17 protein-coding genes are annotated in these 20265 nt (G+C 35.6%); 6 read left to right on the top strand and 11 right to left on the bottom strand.

Features of this window, described 5'->3' with window-relative positions:
- Complete coding sequence (purT, locus tag OZP11_RS10975) at positions 1–1161, bottom strand: formate-dependent phosphoribosylglycinamide formyltransferase (protein ID WP_432419656.1); 1161 nt, start codon at positions 1159–1161, stop codon at positions 1–3.
- A gap of 331 nt (positions 1162–1492) precedes the next feature.
- On the opposite strand from purT, the gene OZP11_RS10970 reads away from it, so the two are divergent.
- Positions 1493–2278: a hypothetical protein gene (locus OZP11_RS10970; RefSeq protein ID WP_281235243.1), complete on the top strand. Its 786-nt coding sequence runs from the start codon at positions 1493–1495 to the stop codon at positions 2276–2278.
- Between the two features lie 40 nt (positions 2279–2318).
- Here OZP11_RS10970 and OZP11_RS10965 read toward each other — a convergent pair whose 3' ends face one another.
- The 6 genes from OZP11_RS10965 to OZP11_RS10940 all read right to left on the bottom strand — a co-directional run bounded on the left by OZP11_RS10965 (position 2319) and on the right by OZP11_RS10940 (position 8671).
- Complete coding sequence (locus tag OZP11_RS10965; protein ID WP_281235242.1) at positions 2319–4187, bottom strand: peptidase U32 family protein; 1869 nt, start codon at positions 4185–4187, stop codon at positions 2319–2321.
- A gap of 130 nt (positions 4188–4317) precedes the next feature.
- Entirely contained in the window at positions 4318–4776 is a 459-nt protein-coding gene (locus tag OZP11_RS10960) for a hypothetical protein (protein ID WP_281235241.1), read from the bottom strand.
- Between the two features lie 10 nt (positions 4777–4786).
- The gene (locus tag OZP11_RS10955) at positions 4787–5374 is read right to left on the bottom strand and encodes a hypothetical protein (protein WP_281235240.1); all 588 of its coding nucleotides are present in this window, start codon (positions 5372–5374) and stop codon (positions 4787–4789) included.
- Positions 5375–5508: 134 nt separating this feature from the next.
- On the bottom strand, positions 5509–5964 hold the full coding sequence (locus tag OZP11_RS10950; RefSeq protein WP_281235239.1) for a ferritin-like domain-containing protein: 456 nt from the start codon (positions 5962–5964) through the stop codon (positions 5509–5511).
- 349 nt (positions 5965–6313) lie between these two features.
- Positions 6314–7504, bottom strand: a complete 1191-nt coding sequence (locus tag OZP11_RS10945) for a pyridoxal phosphate-dependent aminotransferase (protein ID WP_281235238.1) — start codon at positions 7502–7504, stop codon at positions 6314–6316.
- Between the two features lie 66 nt (positions 7505–7570).
- Positions 7571–8671 (bottom strand): fatty acid desaturase family protein, encoded by a 1101-nt coding sequence (locus tag OZP11_RS10940; protein WP_281235237.1) that lies wholly within the window; start codon positions 8669–8671, stop codon positions 7571–7573.
- 107 nt (positions 8672–8778) lie between these two features.
- On the opposite strand from OZP11_RS10940, the gene rsmG reads away from it, so the two are divergent.
- Complete coding sequence (gene rsmG, locus OZP11_RS10935; protein WP_281235236.1) at positions 8779–9408, top strand: 16S rRNA (guanine(527)-N(7))-methyltransferase RsmG; 630 nt, start codon at positions 8779–8781, stop codon at positions 9406–9408.
- Between the two features lie 234 nt (positions 9409–9642).
- On the opposite strand, the gene OZP11_RS10930 is transcribed toward rsmG, so the two are convergent.
- A complete protein-coding gene (locus OZP11_RS10930; RefSeq protein ID WP_281235235.1) occupies positions 9643–10380 on the bottom strand; it encodes a hypothetical protein in 738 nt (245 codons plus the stop codon).
- A 254-nt stretch (positions 10381–10634) separates the two neighbouring features.
- Positions 10635–12260: an L-glutamate gamma-semialdehyde dehydrogenase gene (gene pruA, locus OZP11_RS10925; RefSeq protein WP_281235234.1), complete on the bottom strand. Its 1626-nt coding sequence runs from the start codon at positions 12258–12260 to the stop codon at positions 10635–10637.
- A 191-nt stretch (positions 12261–12451) separates the two neighbouring features.
- On the opposite strand from pruA, the gene OZP11_RS10920 reads away from it, so the two are divergent.
- The 4 genes from OZP11_RS10920 to pdeM all read left to right on the top strand — a co-directional run bounded on the left by OZP11_RS10920 (position 12452) and on the right by pdeM (position 18539).
- Positions 12452–13492, top strand: a complete 1041-nt coding sequence (locus OZP11_RS10920; protein ID WP_281235233.1) for a ligase-associated DNA damage response exonuclease — start codon at positions 12452–12454, stop codon at positions 13490–13492.
- A 193-nt stretch (positions 13493–13685) separates the two neighbouring features.
- Positions 13686–15287: an ATP-dependent DNA ligase gene (locus OZP11_RS10915; protein ID WP_281235232.1), complete on the top strand. Its 1602-nt coding sequence runs from the start codon at positions 13686–13688 to the stop codon at positions 15285–15287.
- Between the two features lie 152 nt (positions 15288–15439).
- A complete protein-coding gene (locus OZP11_RS10910) occupies positions 15440–17899 on the top strand; it encodes a ligase-associated DNA damage response DEXH box helicase (protein ID WP_281235231.1) in 2460 nt (819 codons plus the stop codon).
- A 7-nt stretch (positions 17900–17906) separates the two neighbouring features.
- On the top strand, positions 17907–18539 hold the full coding sequence (gene pdeM / locus OZP11_RS10905) for a ligase-associated DNA damage response endonuclease PdeM (RefSeq protein WP_281235230.1): 633 nt from the start codon (positions 17907–17909) through the stop codon (positions 18537–18539).
- A gap of 1 nt (position 18540) precedes the next feature.
- Here pdeM and apaG read toward each other — a convergent pair whose 3' ends face one another.
- Positions 18541–18927: a Co2+/Mg2+ efflux protein ApaG gene (gene apaG, locus OZP11_RS10900; protein WP_281235229.1), complete on the bottom strand. Its 387-nt coding sequence runs from the start codon at positions 18925–18927 to the stop codon at positions 18541–18543.
- Between the two features lie 79 nt (positions 18928–19006).
- A complete protein-coding gene (locus OZP11_RS10895) occupies positions 19007–20260 on the bottom strand; it encodes a type IX secretion system plug protein (protein WP_281235228.1) in 1254 nt (417 codons plus the stop codon).
- Between the last annotated feature and the right edge of the window lie 5 nt (positions 20261–20265).

Here is a 20265-nt window from a genome sequence, read left to right as displayed (position 1 = left end):
TTAAGAATTTACAGTTATTAATTTCGCCGTTTCTTTGGCGCGTTCTGTTACTTCATTGATTGGGGTTGAAAGTGTATCGTGACTTAAAACGACACCCATTCTTCGGTAAGGTCTTGAGGTTGGTTTTCCGAAAATCCTGAAATCGGTTTTAGGTAAAGCCGCTGCTTTTTCAATTCCGGTAAAAGTTGGATTTGTCGAATCTTCCGAAGCTAAAATTACAGCACTTGCTCCGGCTTTTTCTAAAGTGATTTCGAAAATTGGAAGACTTAGAATTGCTCTTAAATGCAATTCGAATTCGTTGAAGTTCTGTGTTCCTGCCAAAGTCACCATTCCGGTATCATGCGGACGCGGCGAAAGTTCAGAGAAATAAACGCCTTCGTTTGTCAGGAAAAATTCAACACCAAAAAGTCCGGCGCCTCCAAGCGCTTCAGTAATTTTTTCGGCCATATCCTGAGCTTCGTACAAATCTTTTTCTGAAACTAAAGCAGGCTGCCAGCTTTCCTGATAATCACCTCTTTCTTGTCTGTGACCAATTGGTGAACAGAATAAAGTTGGATTACCGTTTTGAGTAATCGTTAAAAGCGTAATTTCTGAATGGAAATCTACAAAAGCTTCTACAATTACTTCGATAACATCACCACGTGAACCTGCAACAGCATACTGCCAGGCTTTTTCGATATCACTTTCGGTTTTAATTGTCGATTGCCCTTTTCCGGAAGAAGACATCAATGGTTTTACAACACACGGAATTCCGACTTCCTGAACGGCTTTTTGAAGTTCTTCTGCCGATGTTGCGTATTGATATTTTGCAGTTCGTAATCCGAGTTCTTTTGCTGCTAAATCGCGGATTGCTTTACGATTCATAGTAAAGTTAGCGGCTTTTGCAGAAGGAACAACCGTAATGCCTTGTTTTTCGTAATCGTAAAAACGTTCGGTGCGGATGGCTTCGATTTCGGGAACGATAAAATCCGGTTTGTGTTTGGCTACGATTCGGTCAAGTGCTTCGCCATCTAGCATATTAATGACTTCAAAACCGTGTGCAACCTGCATGGCTGGTGCATTTTTGTAACTGTCAACTGCGATTATAGTTTGTCCGATTCGTTGTGCAGCGATGGCAAATTCTTTGCCTAATTCGCCTGAACCTAGAAGTAGTATTTTCATTTTGGAGTGTTGTATTGTTGGAAAAGTAAAAGTAGGAAAAAAAGCTTTTTTTAACCGCAAAGAGCGCGAAGATTTACGCAAGGAACGCTAAGTTTTTGTTTTTTAAGTTAAAAGAATGGTTATGAATGGTTCTTTCGCAGATTTTAAAGATTTGGTAGTTATACAATCACAAAGTTGAAATCGTACCAGAAACACGCCCTAATTCAGATACTTTTATTTATGAATAACGTCTACAGGTGTTTGTAGAAAATTCAGGTTAAATTAATCCAGTAATTTCCAAGGTAAGCCTTACTATATTTTTATATTTGCGCGCAAAACAAATAATCATAAGATGAGAATAAAATTTATTTTAATAATGAGTGCTTTATGCATGACATCATTAGTACATTCACAATCAGCAGGACTTACATTTAATTTTGGAATGGGAGAACAAAAAGCTAATGCTGTAATTTTTAAAAAAGATCAGCAAAAAATCAGTGGTATTGTCAACTTTCCTTCATTTGCGGATAAAAAAGTAAAAATTAAAGTTGGTGAGCAGAATGAAAAGTATGCTAGTGCTGATATAGATTCAATTCAGATTTTTGATGATAATAAAAAGCTGTCTTATACTTTTGTAAGAACCAAAACAAAGGTTTACAAAAAGAAGGGAACGGAATTTAAAGTTATTGATGAAAACTGGATTTGTAAAATTATGACAGGTAAAGCTTCTCTATATTTAGGTGGTGAAGAATACGGAATAAAGGATGTAAAGGTTGAGGATGAGAAAACGAAAGAAAAGATTAAGGTAAAGAAAATGCAGGTTGTTTCTAAAGAGATCAATCATTATTTAAAGAGAAGCAATGAAGATTATCCTGTGCTAGTTTCTGTGAGCTCAAACGCTCTTTCTGCTGGATATAATGCTTTTTTTAAGGAATACGGAGTTTACTATTTTAGCGATAGTCCTGAAATTGCTAAAAAAATTGAAGATAAAGAATTTAAATATGATGATATTGAGAAGGTTGTAGAATTATATAATGTAAAACGAGAGAAAAAAGCCGAACCAAAATCAGCACTGAAGGCGACAAAAATTAAGGTTACACCGCCTGAACCAAAAGCAAAAACTACAAAGAAGAAATAAATAAAAAAGCGATACTTGATTAGGTATCGCTTTTTTTATATTAATGAAAATGATCTTCTTCAATCTCAAATTCGGCATCTTTTTCCCAGATTTCCATTTCGCAGGGTTTGCAGTTGAATTTTAGTTTGTATTCTAACTCGCCCTGTTTTAAAACCAAAGGTTCTTTTACCTTAACACCAACAATATCTTTTTGGTGAATCGGACATTTTTTTAATTCGTATTTGATGCAATATTTGGTTGTCATTACACGAGATTTTCCCGGATCCCATTGTAATTCGAATGCTTTTTCGATTTCGGTAACACCGTGGCGTTCGTAGAATTTACGAGCCGTTTTGTTCGAAACGTTGTACATAAAATCCAGTTTCGTTTCTGGATAAGGATGTGACGTTTTTACCAATTGATGTTCTTCGCGTTTATAGTTTGCCAAACGAATTTCTGATAATTGTTCGAAAACATTTCTTCTCATTTCGTTGATTTTCGAAATAGGAAGGAACCAGTTTTGAGAGAACATTACATTGATTTCATCGGCGCTGTAAGGTGTAAAACCTGTTTTTGCCAATTGGACTTTAATATTTTCTTCGATTGATTCACCAGTTTTAGTAGGCTCTTTTGCGTGTTCTAATTTTACAGTGCTCACGTTTCCGTCTTCGTCGGTTGAGATTAATTCGAAACCATTTTCGTTTTCGGTAAGCAATAAAGTCGTTCCAATTTTACGGATCGCACTATCTTCTCTTTCAACAATTTTGATGAAAGCAGTATCGTTGTTACGGTAAATGAAAGTTCCGTCTTTGATTTCTTTTAAAACGTTTGGATACACTTTTCCGTTTTCGGCTTTGTTTACATAAATTCCGTCGGCTTCGTTGTTTTCGTTGATGAAACAAAGTCCGTCTCCGTTGTTTAATAATTCACCGTTTTCGATTTCGTAAGCGTCTCCAATAGTTCGGATTAATTTACCAATATATTGCCCTTTTGATTTTGGACTTTCCCAAGAACCAATACTAGCGTGTCTTTCGTTTACGAAATAATCTGTATAACCACGGTTGAAAGTTCTGCTTAAAGTAGAATCGAAAGTATAAGTACATTTTCCAGAAGAAGCTTTGATGTATTTATCACTTCCTTCTAAGAAACTATCTAATTTTTGACGTAAATAAGATACGTTGTTTTTAACGTAAGCAACATCTTTAAGACGTCCTTCAATTTTGAAAGAAACAATTCCAGCTTCGATCAAATTCGGAATTTGATCTGAAACATCTAAATCTTTAATCGAAAGCAAGTGACTGTTTCTGATTAAAGTATCTCCGTTTCCGTCGATTAAGTTATATGGTAAACGACAGTTTTGAGCACAAGAACCACGGTTCGCGCTGCGTTCTCCGTTTGCTACACTCATATAACAGTTTCCACTGAATGAAACACAAAGCGCTCCAGTTACGAAGAATTCTAGTTCAACATCAGCGTGATCATAAATAGTTTTGATTTGATGCAGGTTTAACTCACGTGCTAAAACCACACGTTTGATTCCGGCATCTTTCAAAAATTTAATTTTATCGGCATCACGATTATTGGCTTGTGTGCTGGCGTGAAGTACGATAGGAGGCAAGTCCATTTCCATAATCGCCATATCCTGAATAATCAAGGCATCAACACCAATATCGTATAATTCCCAAATCATGGCACGACACGTTTCTAATTCGTTGTCGTACAAAATGGTATTCATTACCACAAAAACCTGAGCATTAAATAAATGCGCATATTTTACCAATGCGGCAACATCTTCAATAGAGTTGTTGGCATTAGAACGTGCTCCAAATTGCGGCGCACCAATATATACTGCATCGGCACCGCTGTTAATAGCTGCCATTCCGCCGATTAAATCTCTTGCTGGAGCTAATATTTCTATTTTCTTCTTCATTTCTAAAACTTTAGCCTTTGTGGTATTCACGGAAAAAAGTTTGCAAAGGTCTTATAAATTATTTGAGATTGCTAGAAATGAAGTGATTTTTTTTGAAATTGTTAACTTAATAGGGGATGAAGATCTTTATTTATTGATGTAACTTATGATATATGTTTCTTTCTTCCTCAGAGAAGTAAAATTTAAATCCGGTTTGTTTTACCTCTATGTCAAAATTTCGTCGGATAGAAAAACTGGTTTCAAATACCGTTGCAAATGATGCTTCAATTCCGAATAGTATTATTGCTATTGTATAGATGATTATAAGTGGTTTTTTGTTTAATTTTATTTTTAGTCCAAACTTATCTATCAAAAATAACAGCGTAAAGACGATAAAAAAATAGGTAATAAAATCAACTAAGAACTCTAGTATAAAAAACTGTTGTGCCAGAGAAGTATGAAATGCCGGAGCTTTATAAATTAAGGGAAATCCATACGTAACACAATCAGAACCGTCAATAACATCGACAATCCACCATTTTGTAAAAAGTATAAATAAGATAAGCGCTAATGGTAAGGCCAAAGTTAAAAGTCTTTTCTTGCTCATCATTTTTTTTGAATTAATCTAATGGAAAACTATATCCAACAGCAAAAACTCCAGTTGATTGTTTCGCAGCTGGATGGAAATAACCTGAAAAACCAATTTCCAGACTATTATGTCTGCCTACAGCTAATCCAAAATTAAATGGAATATGTAGTAAAGCATCACTTTTATTAAAATTAACATAAGGGGTCAGGGTCTCAAATTTACCAATTGAAGCTCCAATACCGCCTTCAACAAATGGTGCAACCCAAGGAATTGGTGCGCACAAACGAACTTTTCCACCTATTAAAAAAGCATTTGTCGTTACTTTATACTGAGGCTGATTCTGTATATTTTGATTTTTATCAACAGATTCAAAAATGGCACCGGCATAGGGTCTTACACTAAACCATGATTTTATTCCCATAACATATTCAGCTTGGAGATAAAGTCCTCCTCCCATAACATCAACGTCCTCTTGACTGCCATAATCTTCTATGTAATACGAACTGCTTGCTCCGTAACCTATGGAGCCTTTTATAAAATTACCTGTGGTTTGAGCTTGAGTTTGACTTGTAAAGAAAATCGTAAAAAGAATAAAAAAGAGGTTTAAAGTTATTTTCATTAAATATGATTTGTAAGTTAGAATTTGATCGTGGCGAATGTAAGATTTAATTTTCAATCTAAACAAAATAAAAAAAACCGTCCCAGTCCGAAGATTGAAGCGGTTTTCAAAAAAAGCATGAATCGATCGATCGATTAGTTTGCTCTCATTTTTATTTGCGATAAAGTATTTTGAATACTGTTTAATTGTTTAGAAACAATGTAAACCTGATCGTGTTCTAAATGATTTTCTTCAAGAGCTTTTTTGTATTTTTCGATAGCAGCTTCTTCACCTGTAATGCAGGCATTGATAATTGCTTCTGTATCGCCTCCTGTAAAAGCGGATTTTATGTCAATCCAGGTACGATGTAAGGCTCCAAGCGGACCTCCGCCTGAATTATCTGTCGATTTTCCTAATTTGTTGATCTGGTCTTGTAATTCTACAATAAATAAATCTCTTTCACGGGCATATTCCAGAAAATCGGTTTTCATGGCCGGATTTTCTACATGCAGTGCCGCATCTGTATATCCTAGTTTCCCATCTTCAAGAATTGAAATTAATCCTTCAAGAGTTTTAACTGCTTCTTTTGTGGTTTCATCTGTATTTGTCATGACATATAATTTTTGAAATTAATATGTTACAAAGTTTGTTATTTATAAGCTGTTGTGTTTTATAGGATTATGTACGGGGTTTTATAATATTGTGGAATGGGAATTTTGAAAGTTTCGGAAAAATTTCACGAAGATTTAAATTGATTAAGGGAAGATTTTTTCTTTCTGAACTGATGCTTCTTTTGTGCCGTTTTGTTTGAGGAGAAGATTCAAAAGCCCGGAGACTGACGGAGGAAGTCGGTTTACAGAAGCGAAACACGCCTAAATTAATGTCATAAAAAAACAGCTTAAAGTATAAAAGTGATGAAACTTTTGAACCTTAAGCCGTTTTAATAAACTTAGAATATTGTTATGCAGCCAGCGCTTCTTTGATTCTGCGTAGAGCTTCTTTTAATAAATCTTCGCTTGTTGCGTAAGAGAAACGAATACAGTTTGGATTTCCAAAAGCGTCTCCGGTTACTGTTGCAACGTTTGCTTCTGCTAAAAGATACATCGATACATCGTTTGCATCTTTAATTTCAGTTCCTTTTAAAGTTTTTCCGAAGAAAGAAGAAACATCCGGGAATACATAGAAAGCACCTTCAGGAACGTTGATTTTCACACCTGGAATTTCTTTTAATAACCCAACTACTAAATCTCTTCGTCCGTGGAAAGCTTTTACCATTTCGTTTAATACGCTTGGATCTGCATCTACTGCTGTGATTGTAGCTCTTTGCGCAACAGAATTAGCGCCAGAAGTTACTTGTCCCTGAATTTTTGTACACGCTTTTGCGATGAATTCCGGAGCTCCAATATAACCAATTCTGTATCCTGTCATGGCAAATGCTTTTGCAACTCCGTTTACAGTGATTGTTTTTTCTAACATTCCCGGAATAGAACCGATGCTGCAGAAAGTTCCTGAGAAATTAATGTGCTCATAAATTTCGTCAGCCACAACGTAAATATTTGGGTGTTTTTCTAAAACTTTAGCCAAAGCGGTTAATTCTTCTCTGCTGTAAACAGATCCAGAAGGATTACAAGGAGAAGAGAACCACATCATTTTTGTTTTTGGCGTGATTGCCGCTTCTAATTGTTCCGGAGTAATTTTGAAATCAGTATCAACAGAAGTTGGAACCTCAACAGGAACTCCGCCTGAAAGTTTTACGATTTCGAAATACGAAACCCAGTATGGCGCCGGTAAGATTACCTCATCACCATCATTTAGCATTACCTGAGCAATGTTGTATAAAGATTGTTTTGCTCCTGTAGAAACTACGATTTGAGAAGGTTTGTATTCTAAATCATTATCTCTTTTGAATTTTCTGCAGATAGCTTCTTTTAAATCCTGATATCCGTCAACAGGAGAATATGTACTGTAGTTTTCGTCGATTGCTTTTTTAGCCGCTTCTTTAATGAAGTCAGGCGTATTAAAGTCAGGCTCGCCTAAACTTAAACTGATAATGTCTTTTCCTTGTGCCTTTAATTCGCGGGCTAAAGCAGCCATGGCTAATGTTTGCGAAGTAGCTAGATTGTTGATTCTGTCCGAAAGAATATGGTTCATTATAAAAATTTTGATGTCCTCAATTTGTTGTGTTGATTAAGGAAGGTTATTATTAATAGATTTTTTTTAGTTTACGGATAATTCTGGTTTCATTCCCAAATCACGTAAATGCTTAAAGTGAGCAATAATGGCACTTCGCATTGTTTTGTATTCATAATAAGGCAGGTTGCATTCTTTTGCCGTTTCTTTTACAATTTTTGCAATCTTACCATAATGAATATGACTGATATTTGGGAAAATATGATGTTCGATTTGATGGTTTAATCCGCCTGTGTACCAGTTCACAATGGCATTTTTTGGAGCAAAGTTAGTGGTAGTAAACAATTGGTGAACAGCCCATGTATTGTCCATTTCTCCTAAATCATTTGGTGTTGGATTTGTAGTGTGATCTACAACATGTGCCAATTGGAAAACCACGCTTAAGATTAATCCGGCAGTATAATGCATTACGAAAAATCCAAGAAGGACCTTCCACCATGTAATACCAATAAGTATTGGAAGAATAATCCAGATAGACAAATAAATTACTTTTGTGATGATTAGAGTTGTCCAGAGAATTTTTGGGCTTTTTGGTTCTCCGTACGATAATTTTCTTTTGATGTAATTGCGCATCTGTTTAAAATCTGTTGTAAGCGCCCAGTTAAAAGTTAATAATCCGTACAGGAAAACAGAATAATAATGCTGAAAACGGTGAAAACTATGCCATTCTGCATGTTCAGTAAAACGAATAATACGTCCGGCATCCAGATCTTCGTCATGTCCCGGAATGTTCGTATATGTGTGGTGAAGTACATTATGCTGTACCTGCCAGTTGTAAACATTTCCTGCCAGTACATAGATAGTTCCTCCCATAAATTTATTAATCCAGTTTTTGGTTGAATACGATCCGTGGTTTCCGTCGTGCATGACGTTCATTCCCACGCCGGCCATTCCTATACCAATTACGATAGATAAAAGCAGCATTACCCAAAAAGGCATGTCAAGAGTCAGAATTAAAAAATATGGAGTTAAAAAAACGGCAAATAGAATAACTGCTTTTAAATGCAGCTGCCAGTTTCCGGTTTTTTTGATGTTGTTTTCTTTGAAATAATTGTTTACACGAGAATTAAGCGTTCTGAAGAACTTTAAATTGTCTTGCCTTGCAAAAGTAGGTGCGTTGTTATTCATAATTATTTTAAATAGATTTCAAAGGTAATTATTATAAATTTTCAATTTGCAAAATTGAGTTAAATATTTCAATCGTAAAGTAGTACTTTTGTTAAAAATTTAGAGCAATGGATGAGATATTGAAATATTTTCCTGATTTGACTGATCTTCAAATCGAACAATTTCAAAAATTAGACTTTTTATACCACGACTGGAACGAGAAAATCAATGTTATTTCACGCAAAGACATCGATTCTTTATATACAAAACATATTTTACATTCGTTAGGAATTGCCAAGGTTATGAAATTCGTACCGGGAACTACCGTTTTAGATGTTGGAACGGGCGGAGGTTTTCCGGGAATTCCTTTAGCGATTCTTTTTCCGGAGACGCGTTTTTATCTGATTGATGTAATTGCCAAAAAAATAAAAGTGGTTCAGGGAGTTGTTGACTCGTTAGAATTAAAGAACGTAAAGGCAGAACAAAAACGTGCTGAACTGGTAAAAGGCGACTTCGATTTTATTGTAAGCCGTGCCGTAACCAATATGCCTGATTTTGTTTCATGGATAAAAGATAAAATCAAAAAACAGCATAAACACACTTTAAAAAACGGAATCTTATATTTAAAAGGAGGCGATTTAGCCGAAGAATTAAAAGATTTTCCAAATGCTGCTTTATACGATCTGGCAGATTTTTTTGAAGATGAATTTTTTGAAACTAAGAAAGTTGTTCATCTTCCTTTGAAATTTAAAGCATAACAATAACAAAGCCGAGTCTAAAATTAAAGATTCGGCTTTTTAATTTGAATTAAAGTATTTTATGAATTACTGCTGATCTGTTTGAAAAGAAAAAACTTCTTAATTATAACGATTTTGTGTGCTAAAGTTTTTAAAATAATAGGAGTAGACAAGAGCTTTTTAGAATATCCTGCTAGTATAATGAACATAAAAAAAAGCCGGTCAAAATTTCGACCGGCTTTTTTTGACTTAATCTTATTTGACTAAGATACCTTGAGAATAATTTACAAAAGGGTTAGCCTTAAGATCTAAATTGTCAATAAAGTTATGTAATGCATCTTGTGATGTTTCGCTAGTGCATACAAACTCTGAATCAAAGAAAAATTCTCGTGAAATTGCAGGTTCATGCGATGAGTCATAAACTTTCTTATCAGTATTGCTTAACTCATGATTTTTATATGGACAAGGATACTGAAGAATCAGTTTTGTTAACGTTTCACTAAGCCATTGATCAAATTTTTTCTTCTTTGGGATAATATGACGTGCTAATAACACCAATCCTGTTAATTCATTTTGTAAAAAATAAGAGCCTTTTCTATAATGTACATCGATTAGCCTTACATCCATTAAGGCAATCCATAAAGCTCCGTTTACAGACCCTGTTGCCGGCATATCAAGATCAGTGTCAAATAACAAAGGATTCGTCTGTTCTCTATTTTCTATCGAACACCAAAGGGCTTCTATACGTTTTTTGGTATCATTTATATGCTTTGTATAGCCGTTAAAACGCCAGTAAACCCATTCAAGCAAGGCAGCTGTAAGCCCCATAGATCCCTTGTGATTAATTTGCATTAAAGTATTTTCAAGATCTTCATTTCCTTCAAGAGGATCCAGTAATTGATCGATTTTTCTTTTTGTCCATTTAAAATTAATAGGATAGCCAATGCTTTTAGATTCAGAAATTACTTTTGGAATGTTGTTTAAATTTCTCATAAGTTAATTTATTCGCTTAAAATTAAATACAGTATTTTTTATGAGACAAAAGTAAAACAGAGGCAGTTTTTAATCAGGAACAAGAAGGTTTTAAAGTATTAAAATAGGCTTTTTCTATTCTTAATGTATTGAATTTCAGTATTATAAGAAAAGTATTACAAAAAAATAAATCATTCAAACTGATGCGATATTAAACTGAAAAGCCAGGGTTTCGAACGACCCTGGCTTTGTATAATCTCAACTCTAAAAGCAGATTAACCTAAGAATGGATATCTGTAATCTTCCGGAGTTACAAACGTTTCTTTGATAGTTCTTGGAGAAGCCCAACGTAATAAGTTCAATGCAGAACCTGCTTTATCGTTAGTTCCAGAAGCTCTTGCGCCGCCAAATGGCTGCATTCCTACAACAGCTCCAGTTGGTTTGTCGTTAATGTAGAAGTTACCAGCAGAATTTTGCAATTTAGTTGTAGCTACTTCAATTGCATAACGATCCTGGCTGAAAACTGCTCCTGTTAAAGCATACTCAGAAGTAGTATCAACTAATTCAAGAGTTTCTTCCCATTTAGCATCTTCGTAAACATAAATCGTGATAACTGGTCCAAACAACTCAGTTTCCATTGTAGTATATTTAGGATTAGTAGTTACAATAACCGTTGGCTCAATAAAGTATCCTACAGATTTATCATAATTTCCTCCAATGATGATTTCAGCATCAGCATCTTTTTTAGCCTGATCAATATAACTTGCTAATTTGTCAAAAGATCCTTCGTGAATAACTGCTGTAATAAAGTTTCCAAAATCTTCTGGAGAACCCATTTTCATAGATTTAACATCAGTAATCAACTGTTCTTTTACAGCCGGCCATAAACTTTGTGGAATATAAGCTCTGGAAGCTGCAGAACATTTTTGTCCCTGAAATTCAAAAGCACCACGAGTAATTCCAGTAACTACTTGTTTTACGTTTGCGCTTGGGTGAGCAATGATAAAATCTTTACCTCCAGTTTCACCAACGATTCTTGGGTATGTTTTGTAATTGTGGATGTTTGCACCAATTTTTGCCCAGATATCTTTAAATACATGAGTTGATCCTGTAAAGTGAACACCGGCAAAATCACGGCTTGCTAAAACAGTATCAGTAATCATTAAAGCGTCTCCAAAAACTACGTTGATAACACCGTCCGGAACTCCAGCTTCTTTGAAAACATCTAAAATAATTTTAGTAGAAAATACCTGGCTGTCACTTGGTTTCCAAACGACAACGTTACCCATCATGGCAGCACTTGCAGGAAGGTTTGCAGCGATAGCAGTAAAGTTAAAAGGAGTAATTGCGTATACAAAACCTTCTAACGGTCTGTATTCTACACGGTTCCAAACAGTAGAATCAGATTTTGGCTGATCGTTATAGATTTGAGTCATGAACTCAACATTGTAACGTAAAAAGTCGATTAGCTCGCAAGAAGCATCGATTTCTGCCTGATGAATATTTTTAGACTGACCAATCATTGTAGCGGCGTTAATACGGGCTCTGTATGGTCCTGCGATAAGTTCAGCAGCTTTTAAGAAAATAGCAGCACGTTGTTCCCATGCCATATTTGCCCATGCTTTTCTTGATTCAAGTGCATTAGCAATTGCTTTTTCGATATGTTGTTTTTCAGCTAAATGATATTTTCCAACTACGTGTTGGTGATCGTGAGGAGCTGTAATATTTCTTGTGTTTCCAGTTCTAATTTCTTCGCTTCCAATATGTAAAGGAACGTCAATTTGAGAATTCCACATTGTGGTATAAGCTGCCTGAACAGCTGCTTTTTCTGGTGAGTTCGGTGCGTAACTTTTTACAGGCTCGTTTACCGCTTTTGGTACATGAAAGAATCCTTTTAACATGGGATAAATTGTTTTAAAATTTACGAATTGTTTAATTTTTTACAAAAGTACAAATGATAATTTGATTATATCACAATACAATATTAAAAAGTTGTAATTTGATAAACTAATTTCACGAAGTTGTAAAACAGAAGATTTTATAAAGCTTTAAATTTGAGTTACTTCTAAAAGAATGTCTTAATTCTGTTACTATGAAAATACCGCTTTTAGCTTTTAACGACAAAGGTATTTACTGCCAGCAGGCAGATGTTTATCTCGATCCGTGGCGTCCGGTAAAAAACGCCATAATTACCCACGGACATGCCGACCATTCGCGTTGGGGACATCAAAATTATATTACACATCATTATAATGTTCCAATCATTCGCCATCGATTGGGCGAAATAAATGTGACGGGAAAAGAATGGGGAGAAACCTTTGTAATCAACAATGTAAAATTTTCGCTTCATCCCGCCGGACATATTATTGGAAGTTCACAAATAAGGGTGGAACACAAAGGCGAAGTCTGGGTTTTTACAGGCGATTACAAAACCGAAGACGATGGAATTTCTACGCCATATGAAACCGTAAAATGCGACACTTTTATAACCGAATGTACTTTTGGACTTCCGGCATTTAATTGGACACCGCAAGCCGAAGTAATTTCAGAAATCAATAATTGGTGGGCAGAAAATAAAGCAGAAGGCAGAACTTCAATCCTGTTTGGCTATTCTTTAGGAAAAGCACAAAGGCTTTTAAAATACCTCGATACCGATATTGGAAAAATCTACGCACACGGTGCAATTGAAAATATGACGAATGTTTTACGACCGATGGTATATTTTCCTCCAACCGAATTAATTACAAGAGAAACCAAAAGAGAAGCACTTTTAGGAAATATTGTTCTCGCGCCGCCAAGCGCACACGGAAGTATCTGGATAAGGAAAATGACACCTTTTGTAACCGGGGCAGCAAGCGGATGGATGGCTTTTCGTGGAGCAAGACGAAGACGCGCCATTGATAAAGGTTTTGTATTAAGCGATCACTGCGACTGGCATTCTTTATTAGAAAGTATAAAAGCAACCGGAGCCGAAAAAGTAATTTGTACACACGGTTACACCGATATTTTTGCTAAATATTTAAGAGAATTAGGTTACGACGCCAGAACCGAAAAAACACAATATGAAGGTGAAACTGCAGAAATGGAAAAAGCCGAACTCGATCAGGAAACGTCTATTGTTTCTGAAAATTAATCATTTGAACTAAATTAATTTTAACACATAGAAACATAGATTAAAATTGAAATAAAAAGGGAAAAGAAAAAACTAGTTTTCACACATAGTCTATGTGCATTGAAGCAAGTGAAACGCCTATACTCACAAAGAAAAACTATGTTTCTATGTGTTTAACAATTATAGACAAAGAGTTTAAAATTAGTAGATGTAAATGAAAAATTTTGCCCAACTTATAAAAACGCTGGACAGTTCCAATAAAACGAACGTAAAAGTCGATGCGCTAACGATGTATTTTAAAAATGCATCGCCTGAGGATAAAGTCTGGACCATTGCGATTCTTTCGCATCGTCGTCCGCCAAGACCTGTCAATACGACTTTGTTACGACTTTGGGCAAATGAACTGGCAAATATTCCGTTGTGGCTGTTTGAAGAAAGTTATCATATTGTAGGCGATTTGGCTGAAACTATAGCATTGATAATTCCAACAACAAACGAACATTCTGATAAAAGTTTAACCGAATTTCTGCAGGAAATTATTGCTTTGAAAAAGAAACCTGATTCTGAAAAAAAAGAATACCTGCACGAAAACTGGAAAGCACTCAATTATTACGAACGTTTTGTTTTTACCAAACTAATAACCGGAAGTTTCAGAATCGGCGTAAGCCAAAAATTAATGACAAGAGCTTTATCAAAAGCAGAAAATGTAGATGAAGATGCTTTGGCTTACAAATTAATGGGAAATTGGAATCCGAATGAAATTACATTTCAGGAATTGATTTTGGACGAAAAAAGTTCAGATTATCTCTCAAAGCCATATCCATTTTATCTCGCGTATCCAATTGAAGGAGAAATTGAAGATTTAGGAAATCCCGAAGACTGGTCGATAGAACATAAATGGGACGGTATTCGCTCGCAGACTATTATTCGGGATAACGAAATTTACGTTTGGTCAAGAGGCGAGGAGCTGGTTACCGATAAATATCCGGAATTTCATAATTTGGTTGGCTTAATTCCAAACGGAACTGTTATTGATGCCGAAATTTTGGCTTTTCCAGAAAATCAAATCGGAACTTTTAATGATCTTCAAGCCCGAATCGGACGAAAAACCATATCGGCAAACCTGTTGGAAAAAGTCCCCGTTATTTTAAAAGCATACGATATTTTAGAATGGGAAGGTAAAGATATTCGAAATCTCGCTTACAGCGAAAGAAGAGCTTTACTCGAAGATTTATATGAAGATATCAAAGATTTAAATACACCTTTTCGACTTTCAGAAAGAGTTTCGCTAAAAACCTGGGAAGATGTGGCGAATGAACGAATGCGCGCCCGCGAAATGAAAAGCGAAGGTTTGATGCTAAAACGAAATACGTCGCCTTATCAAGTCGGAAGAAAAAAAGGAGATTGGTGGAAATGGAAAATCGAACCTCTTGTAATTGATGCGGTTTTAACCTACGCCATGCGCGGACACGGACGACGTTCGAATTTGTTTACCGATTATACTTTTGCGCTTTGGCAGACCAATGAAAATGGAGAAAAAGAACTCGTAACTTTTGCGAAAGCCTATTCCGGTTTAACCGATGCCGAATTTAGACGTGTAGACGACTTTATAAAAAAGAATACTTTAGAACGTTTTGGCCCAGTTCGAAGTGTAACTCCTGAATTGGTTTTTGAAATTGGTTTCGAAGGAATTTCACTTTCAAAAAGACATAAAAGCGGTGTGGCAACACGATTTCCGAGGATTTTAAGATGGCGGCACGACAAAAAAATCGAAGACGCGAATTCTATTGAAGATTTAAAAAATATGATTTCGTAATTTTTAAACACATAGAAACATAGACTAAAATGTTTGTAAAAAGAATATAAAAGAAACAAGTTTCCACACATAGCTATGTGAATTGAAACAAGTGAAACACCTTTAAACACAAAGAAAATCTATGTTTCTATGTGTTAAAATTAATTATTTAAATGAATCGAGAAAAACTATATACAATTGCCGAAAATTGGTTTAAAAGTCAGGGATGGAAAGCTTTTCCGTTCCAAAATCAAACATGGACAGCTTTTCTGCAAGGCAAAAATGGTTTATTGAACGCGCCAACCGGAAGCGGAAAAACCTATGCTTTGTGGTTTCCTGTAGTTCTCGATTACATCAAAAAAAATCCCGATTATAAAACCAAACATAAACCCGGATTAAAAGCTATCTGGATTACACCTTTACGCGCGCTTTCTGTAGAAATAAAACAAGCAGCAGAACGAATTATTACCGATTTAGATTTGCCACTAACCGTTGGAATTCGTTCCGGAGACACTCCTCAAAGCGAAAGGGTGAAACAGAAAAATAAAATGCCCGATCTTTTGATTACTACGCCAGAAAGTTTACAGCTCCTTCTGGCGGCAAAAGGATATCCCAAAACTTTTGCAAATTGTAATGCCATAATTGTAGACGAATGGCACGAATTGCTGGGAACCAAACGAGGTGTACAAATGGAATTGGCACTTTCGAGATTAAAAACAATTGCGCCAAAAATGCGTATTTGGGGAATTTCAGCCACAATTGGAAATCTCGAATTAGCGCAGCAGGTTTTATTAGGGCATAATACTGAAGGATATCAAAATTCGGTTTTGATAAAAGCACATATCAATAAAAAAATAAAAATCGAATCGATTCTTCCTGAGAAAATGGAAACTTATCCGTGGCGCGGACACATGGGATTGCATTTAATCGATGAGGTGGCTAAAATCATCAGAAAAAGCAAAACCACTTTAATTTTTACCAATGTCCGTTCTGCCTGCGAAATCTGGTATCAGGCAATTTTAGAAAAATATCCTGAATTTGCCGGAGAAATGGCCATGCATCACGGAAGTATCAGCAGAGAAATTCGGTTATGGGTTGAAAGCGCGATTCGTCATGAAGAATTAAAAGTCGTGGTTTGTACTTCGAGTCTGGATCTCGGCGTTGATTTTGCGCCGGTTGAAACTATTATTCAAATTGGCGGGCCAAAAGGTGTTGCACGTTTTTTACAAAGAGCCGGACGAAGCGGACATCAGCCGGGAAAAGAAAGTGTGATTTATTTTCTGGCGACGCACGCCATGGAATTAATCGAAGCTTCGGCATTAAAAAAAGCAGTTGCCAAAACCGTTGTCGAAGATAGAATGCCGTATTTAAACAGTTGGGATGTTCTGGTGCAATATTTAAATACGCTCGCAGTTTCTGACGGATTTTTTCCAAATGAAATTTTTGAAGAAGTAAAAACGACTTTCTGTTATCAAAATATGACCAAAGAAAACTGGAACTGGATTCTCAATTTTATTACAAACGGAAGTCAGAGTTTGCAGGCTTACGACGAATTTAAAAAAGTAGAAATTGAAGAAGACGGACGTTTTAAAATCAACAGTAGATTTATTGCCATGCATCACCGAATGCAGATTGGAACTATTGTGGGTGATGCGGTTTTGAATGTGAAATTTTTAAGCGGTGGCTTTATTGGAACTATCGAAGAATGGTTTGCTTCGAAATTACAGCGAGGTGATGTTTTTACTTTTGCAGGAAGAAGGCTGGAATTATTTCAGATTAAAAACATGCAGGTTCTCGTTCGAAAAGCCGATCCTAAAAAAACATCAAAAACCGTCAGCTGGATGGGCGGACGAATGACATTATCGGCACAAATGAGTAAATTGCTTCGGGAAGAATTATATGCTGCAAATACTGAAAATTTATCTCCTGAATTAAAGGCATTAAAACCTATTTTTGACAGACAGCGCAAGGAAAGCATTGTTCCTGATAATGATGAATTTCTAATCGAAACTTTTAAAACCCGAGAAGGATTTCATGCTATTTTTTATCCTTTTGAAGGTCGTTATGTGCACGAAGCTTTGGCCAGTTTAATTTCGTATCGGATAAGTCTGCTTTCGCCAATAACATTTTCACTGGCCTATAATGATTATGGTTTTGAACTGCTTTCGGATCAGGAAATTGATATGCAGGCCGTTTTTGATAATGATTTATTTTCAATATCTTACGTTCATCACGATTTGCAGAAAAGTCTCAACTCAACCGAAATGGCCAGAAGAAAGTTTCGCGATATTGCCGTTATTGCCGGTTTAGTATTTACCGGAATGCCTGGAAAACCAGTTAAAACAAAACATCTGCAAAGCGGTTCTCAATTGATTTTTGAGGTTTTCAGAGATTATGAACCAGATAATTTATTGTTACAACAGGCTTTTACCGAAACATTCGAACATCAGTTGGAAGAAGGACGTTTGATTCAGGCAATGGAAAGAATAAACAATCAGGGAATTGTCTGGAAACAATGTTTAAAACCAACACCGTTTAGTTTCCCTATTATTACAGATCGTTTGAGAGAAAAATTATCGAGTGAAACTTTAGAAGAAAGAATTAAAAAAATGACAGCGAGTTACATGAAATAATGACAACATGAAAATTACAATCCATAATCAAAATTTTGTTTTACATCCGTGCGGTGCGTCATTTTGGGAAGAAAAGAAAATTCTATTAATCTCTGACCTGCACCTGGGGAAAATAGCGCATTTTAGAAAACACGGAATGGCAATTCCCGAAAAAGCGGTACAAGAAAACTTTACCAGATTAAATAATGTTTTGCATTTGTTTGATGCAGAAACGATTATTTTTCTGGGGGATTTATTTCACAGTAAAATCAATAACGAGTGGGATTTTTTTGCAGACTGGACTAAAACCGTTACACAGCAGCTTATCCTGGTAGAAGGCAATCACGACATCATTTCTAAAAAATATTATGCCGATTTGAATATTGAAATTCATACTGAAATTATACTTGATGATTTTCTGCTGACGCATCATCCGTCAAAAAGAGAGAACTTTTTTAATTTATGCGGACACATTCACCCCGGCATTAAACTGAAAGGAATGGGGAAACAATTTTTGAGTTTGTCTTGTTTTTTTAGAAAACCGGATCAGTTAATTTTTCCGGCATTTGGCGAATTCACAGGCAATTTTTATCTGATTCCTGAAGAAAACGACAAAGTATATGTGCTTGCAAAAGATGAGGTAATCGAAATAAAACGCTGAATTAGTTCAGGGCAAATGGAGCACACATTCTAAAAGTAGGAACAATCACTTTGAATGTTTTGGTCGTTGTGAAATTGATCATATTAAAATGACCTTTCATGGCACCATAAGGAGATGATAATAAACAACCAGAACTGTATGTGTGGTTTTCACCTGGTTTTAAAACGGGTTTTTTACCAATAACACCTTCACCGTCAACAACATCTAAGTCGTTTAAGGAGTCGTAAATTTCCCAGTGGCGCGAAGTTAATTGTACAGAATCTTTACTGTGATTTTCGATTGTAACGACATAACTAAACGCAAAGTGAATCTTGTAGTTCTTGAAGTAAGTCCCTTCAAAACTAGTTAAAACCGATATTTTTATGCCTCTTGTAATTTGAGAAACCATACTAACCTAGTAAATCTGTGTGCGTTATAAGTGCAAAGCTACGAAAAAAAACTATGAAACCTAAAACCTTAACAATGTTTTAATTAACGATATTTAAGGAGTTTGCATTTCCTTTTCCTATCACTCTTTGGTAACGATCGACACTTTCTCTGTAATAAACCAGGATAGTGTACTCGTTTTCTGTCTGATAGAAATTGCCGTCGACTGCATTTTCATTATCAATATTTCCTTTTTTATCAGCAATCGTATATTGAAAATTAGTGAAACCCTGTTTAATCATTACAGCTTTTTCGTAAACACCTTTTTCAGAATTATAATCCATTTTGTATTCTGGTGATAAACTGTAATTATTGAACATTCCGGTAATGTAAATGTCTTTGTTTAGCCTGAAAGCCGGAGCTGATAACGTGAAATATACCCACGCATAATCGGCTTCGATACTGTTGTCTGAACCATTAATGTTTTTTACAACAAAATTTCCGTTTATATCCTGATAATTGGTGTAAATTTGATTTCCTCTCGCGGCATTCGTGTACAAATAAGCATTATAAATATCATTATTAGCCCCTACACGGCCTACATTGTTATTGGCTGCACGAATGTCTTTGTTTTCAAAATATAAAAACTCATTGCCGCCCCAAAATTGTGTTTCCCCATCGTATTTATACACCAGCTGATTCCCGATTGTATATTGCGGAACAATGTTTTTTATGGCAGTATTAAAGTTTCCGTTTTGCAGTAAAAGTACTTTTACATTCTGTGTAGGCGTCTGAAACGTAATGTCATTGGATGAAATTGCAAAATCTAAATTCTGTTTCTGTTCTATGTTGCTTAAATTACGGCTTCTTTTTACCTGAGCAGCAACAGTGCAGCGGCTTTCATATAAAATAAACTTTCTCGAAAAAACAACCTCTTTGTCTTCATTTAGAATTTTCAGCATATAATTTCCGGACAAACGAATCTGAGTTGTAAACTGATTGGGAAACGAAAGTCTGTAATGCGAATATACCTGAAGCGTATTAAACGAATTCGAATATTCTGTTATTCTCTGGCCGTCAAAACCACGGATATAATCGGTTTTAGGGATATCACTTGGTTTCCAGTTGTAATCGCAGTGTACGAGTTCAAAGTAATAATTGGCTTCGCTGCCAAACAAATCATCAAATTGAAAATCAATCGTAGATCCCAATTCAAATATTGGAACGGCGTTACTGCCATTTTGAATAAAAGTGACGGTTTTGATATTATAAGGGGGATCTATTTCTTTTTCCTGGGCTTTTGCAAAAGTGAAAACAAAAAGAAAAATAAAGCTTGTATATAAAAATTTCGGCATCTTAT

Origin of the sequence: Flavobacterium gelatinilyticum (assembly GCF_027111295.1) — a bacterium.
Classification (GTDB): Bacteria; Bacteroidota; Bacteroidia; order Flavobacteriales; family Flavobacteriaceae; genus Flavobacterium; species Flavobacterium gelatinilyticum.
This window is presented reverse-complemented; position numbering and strand designations above follow the sequence as displayed.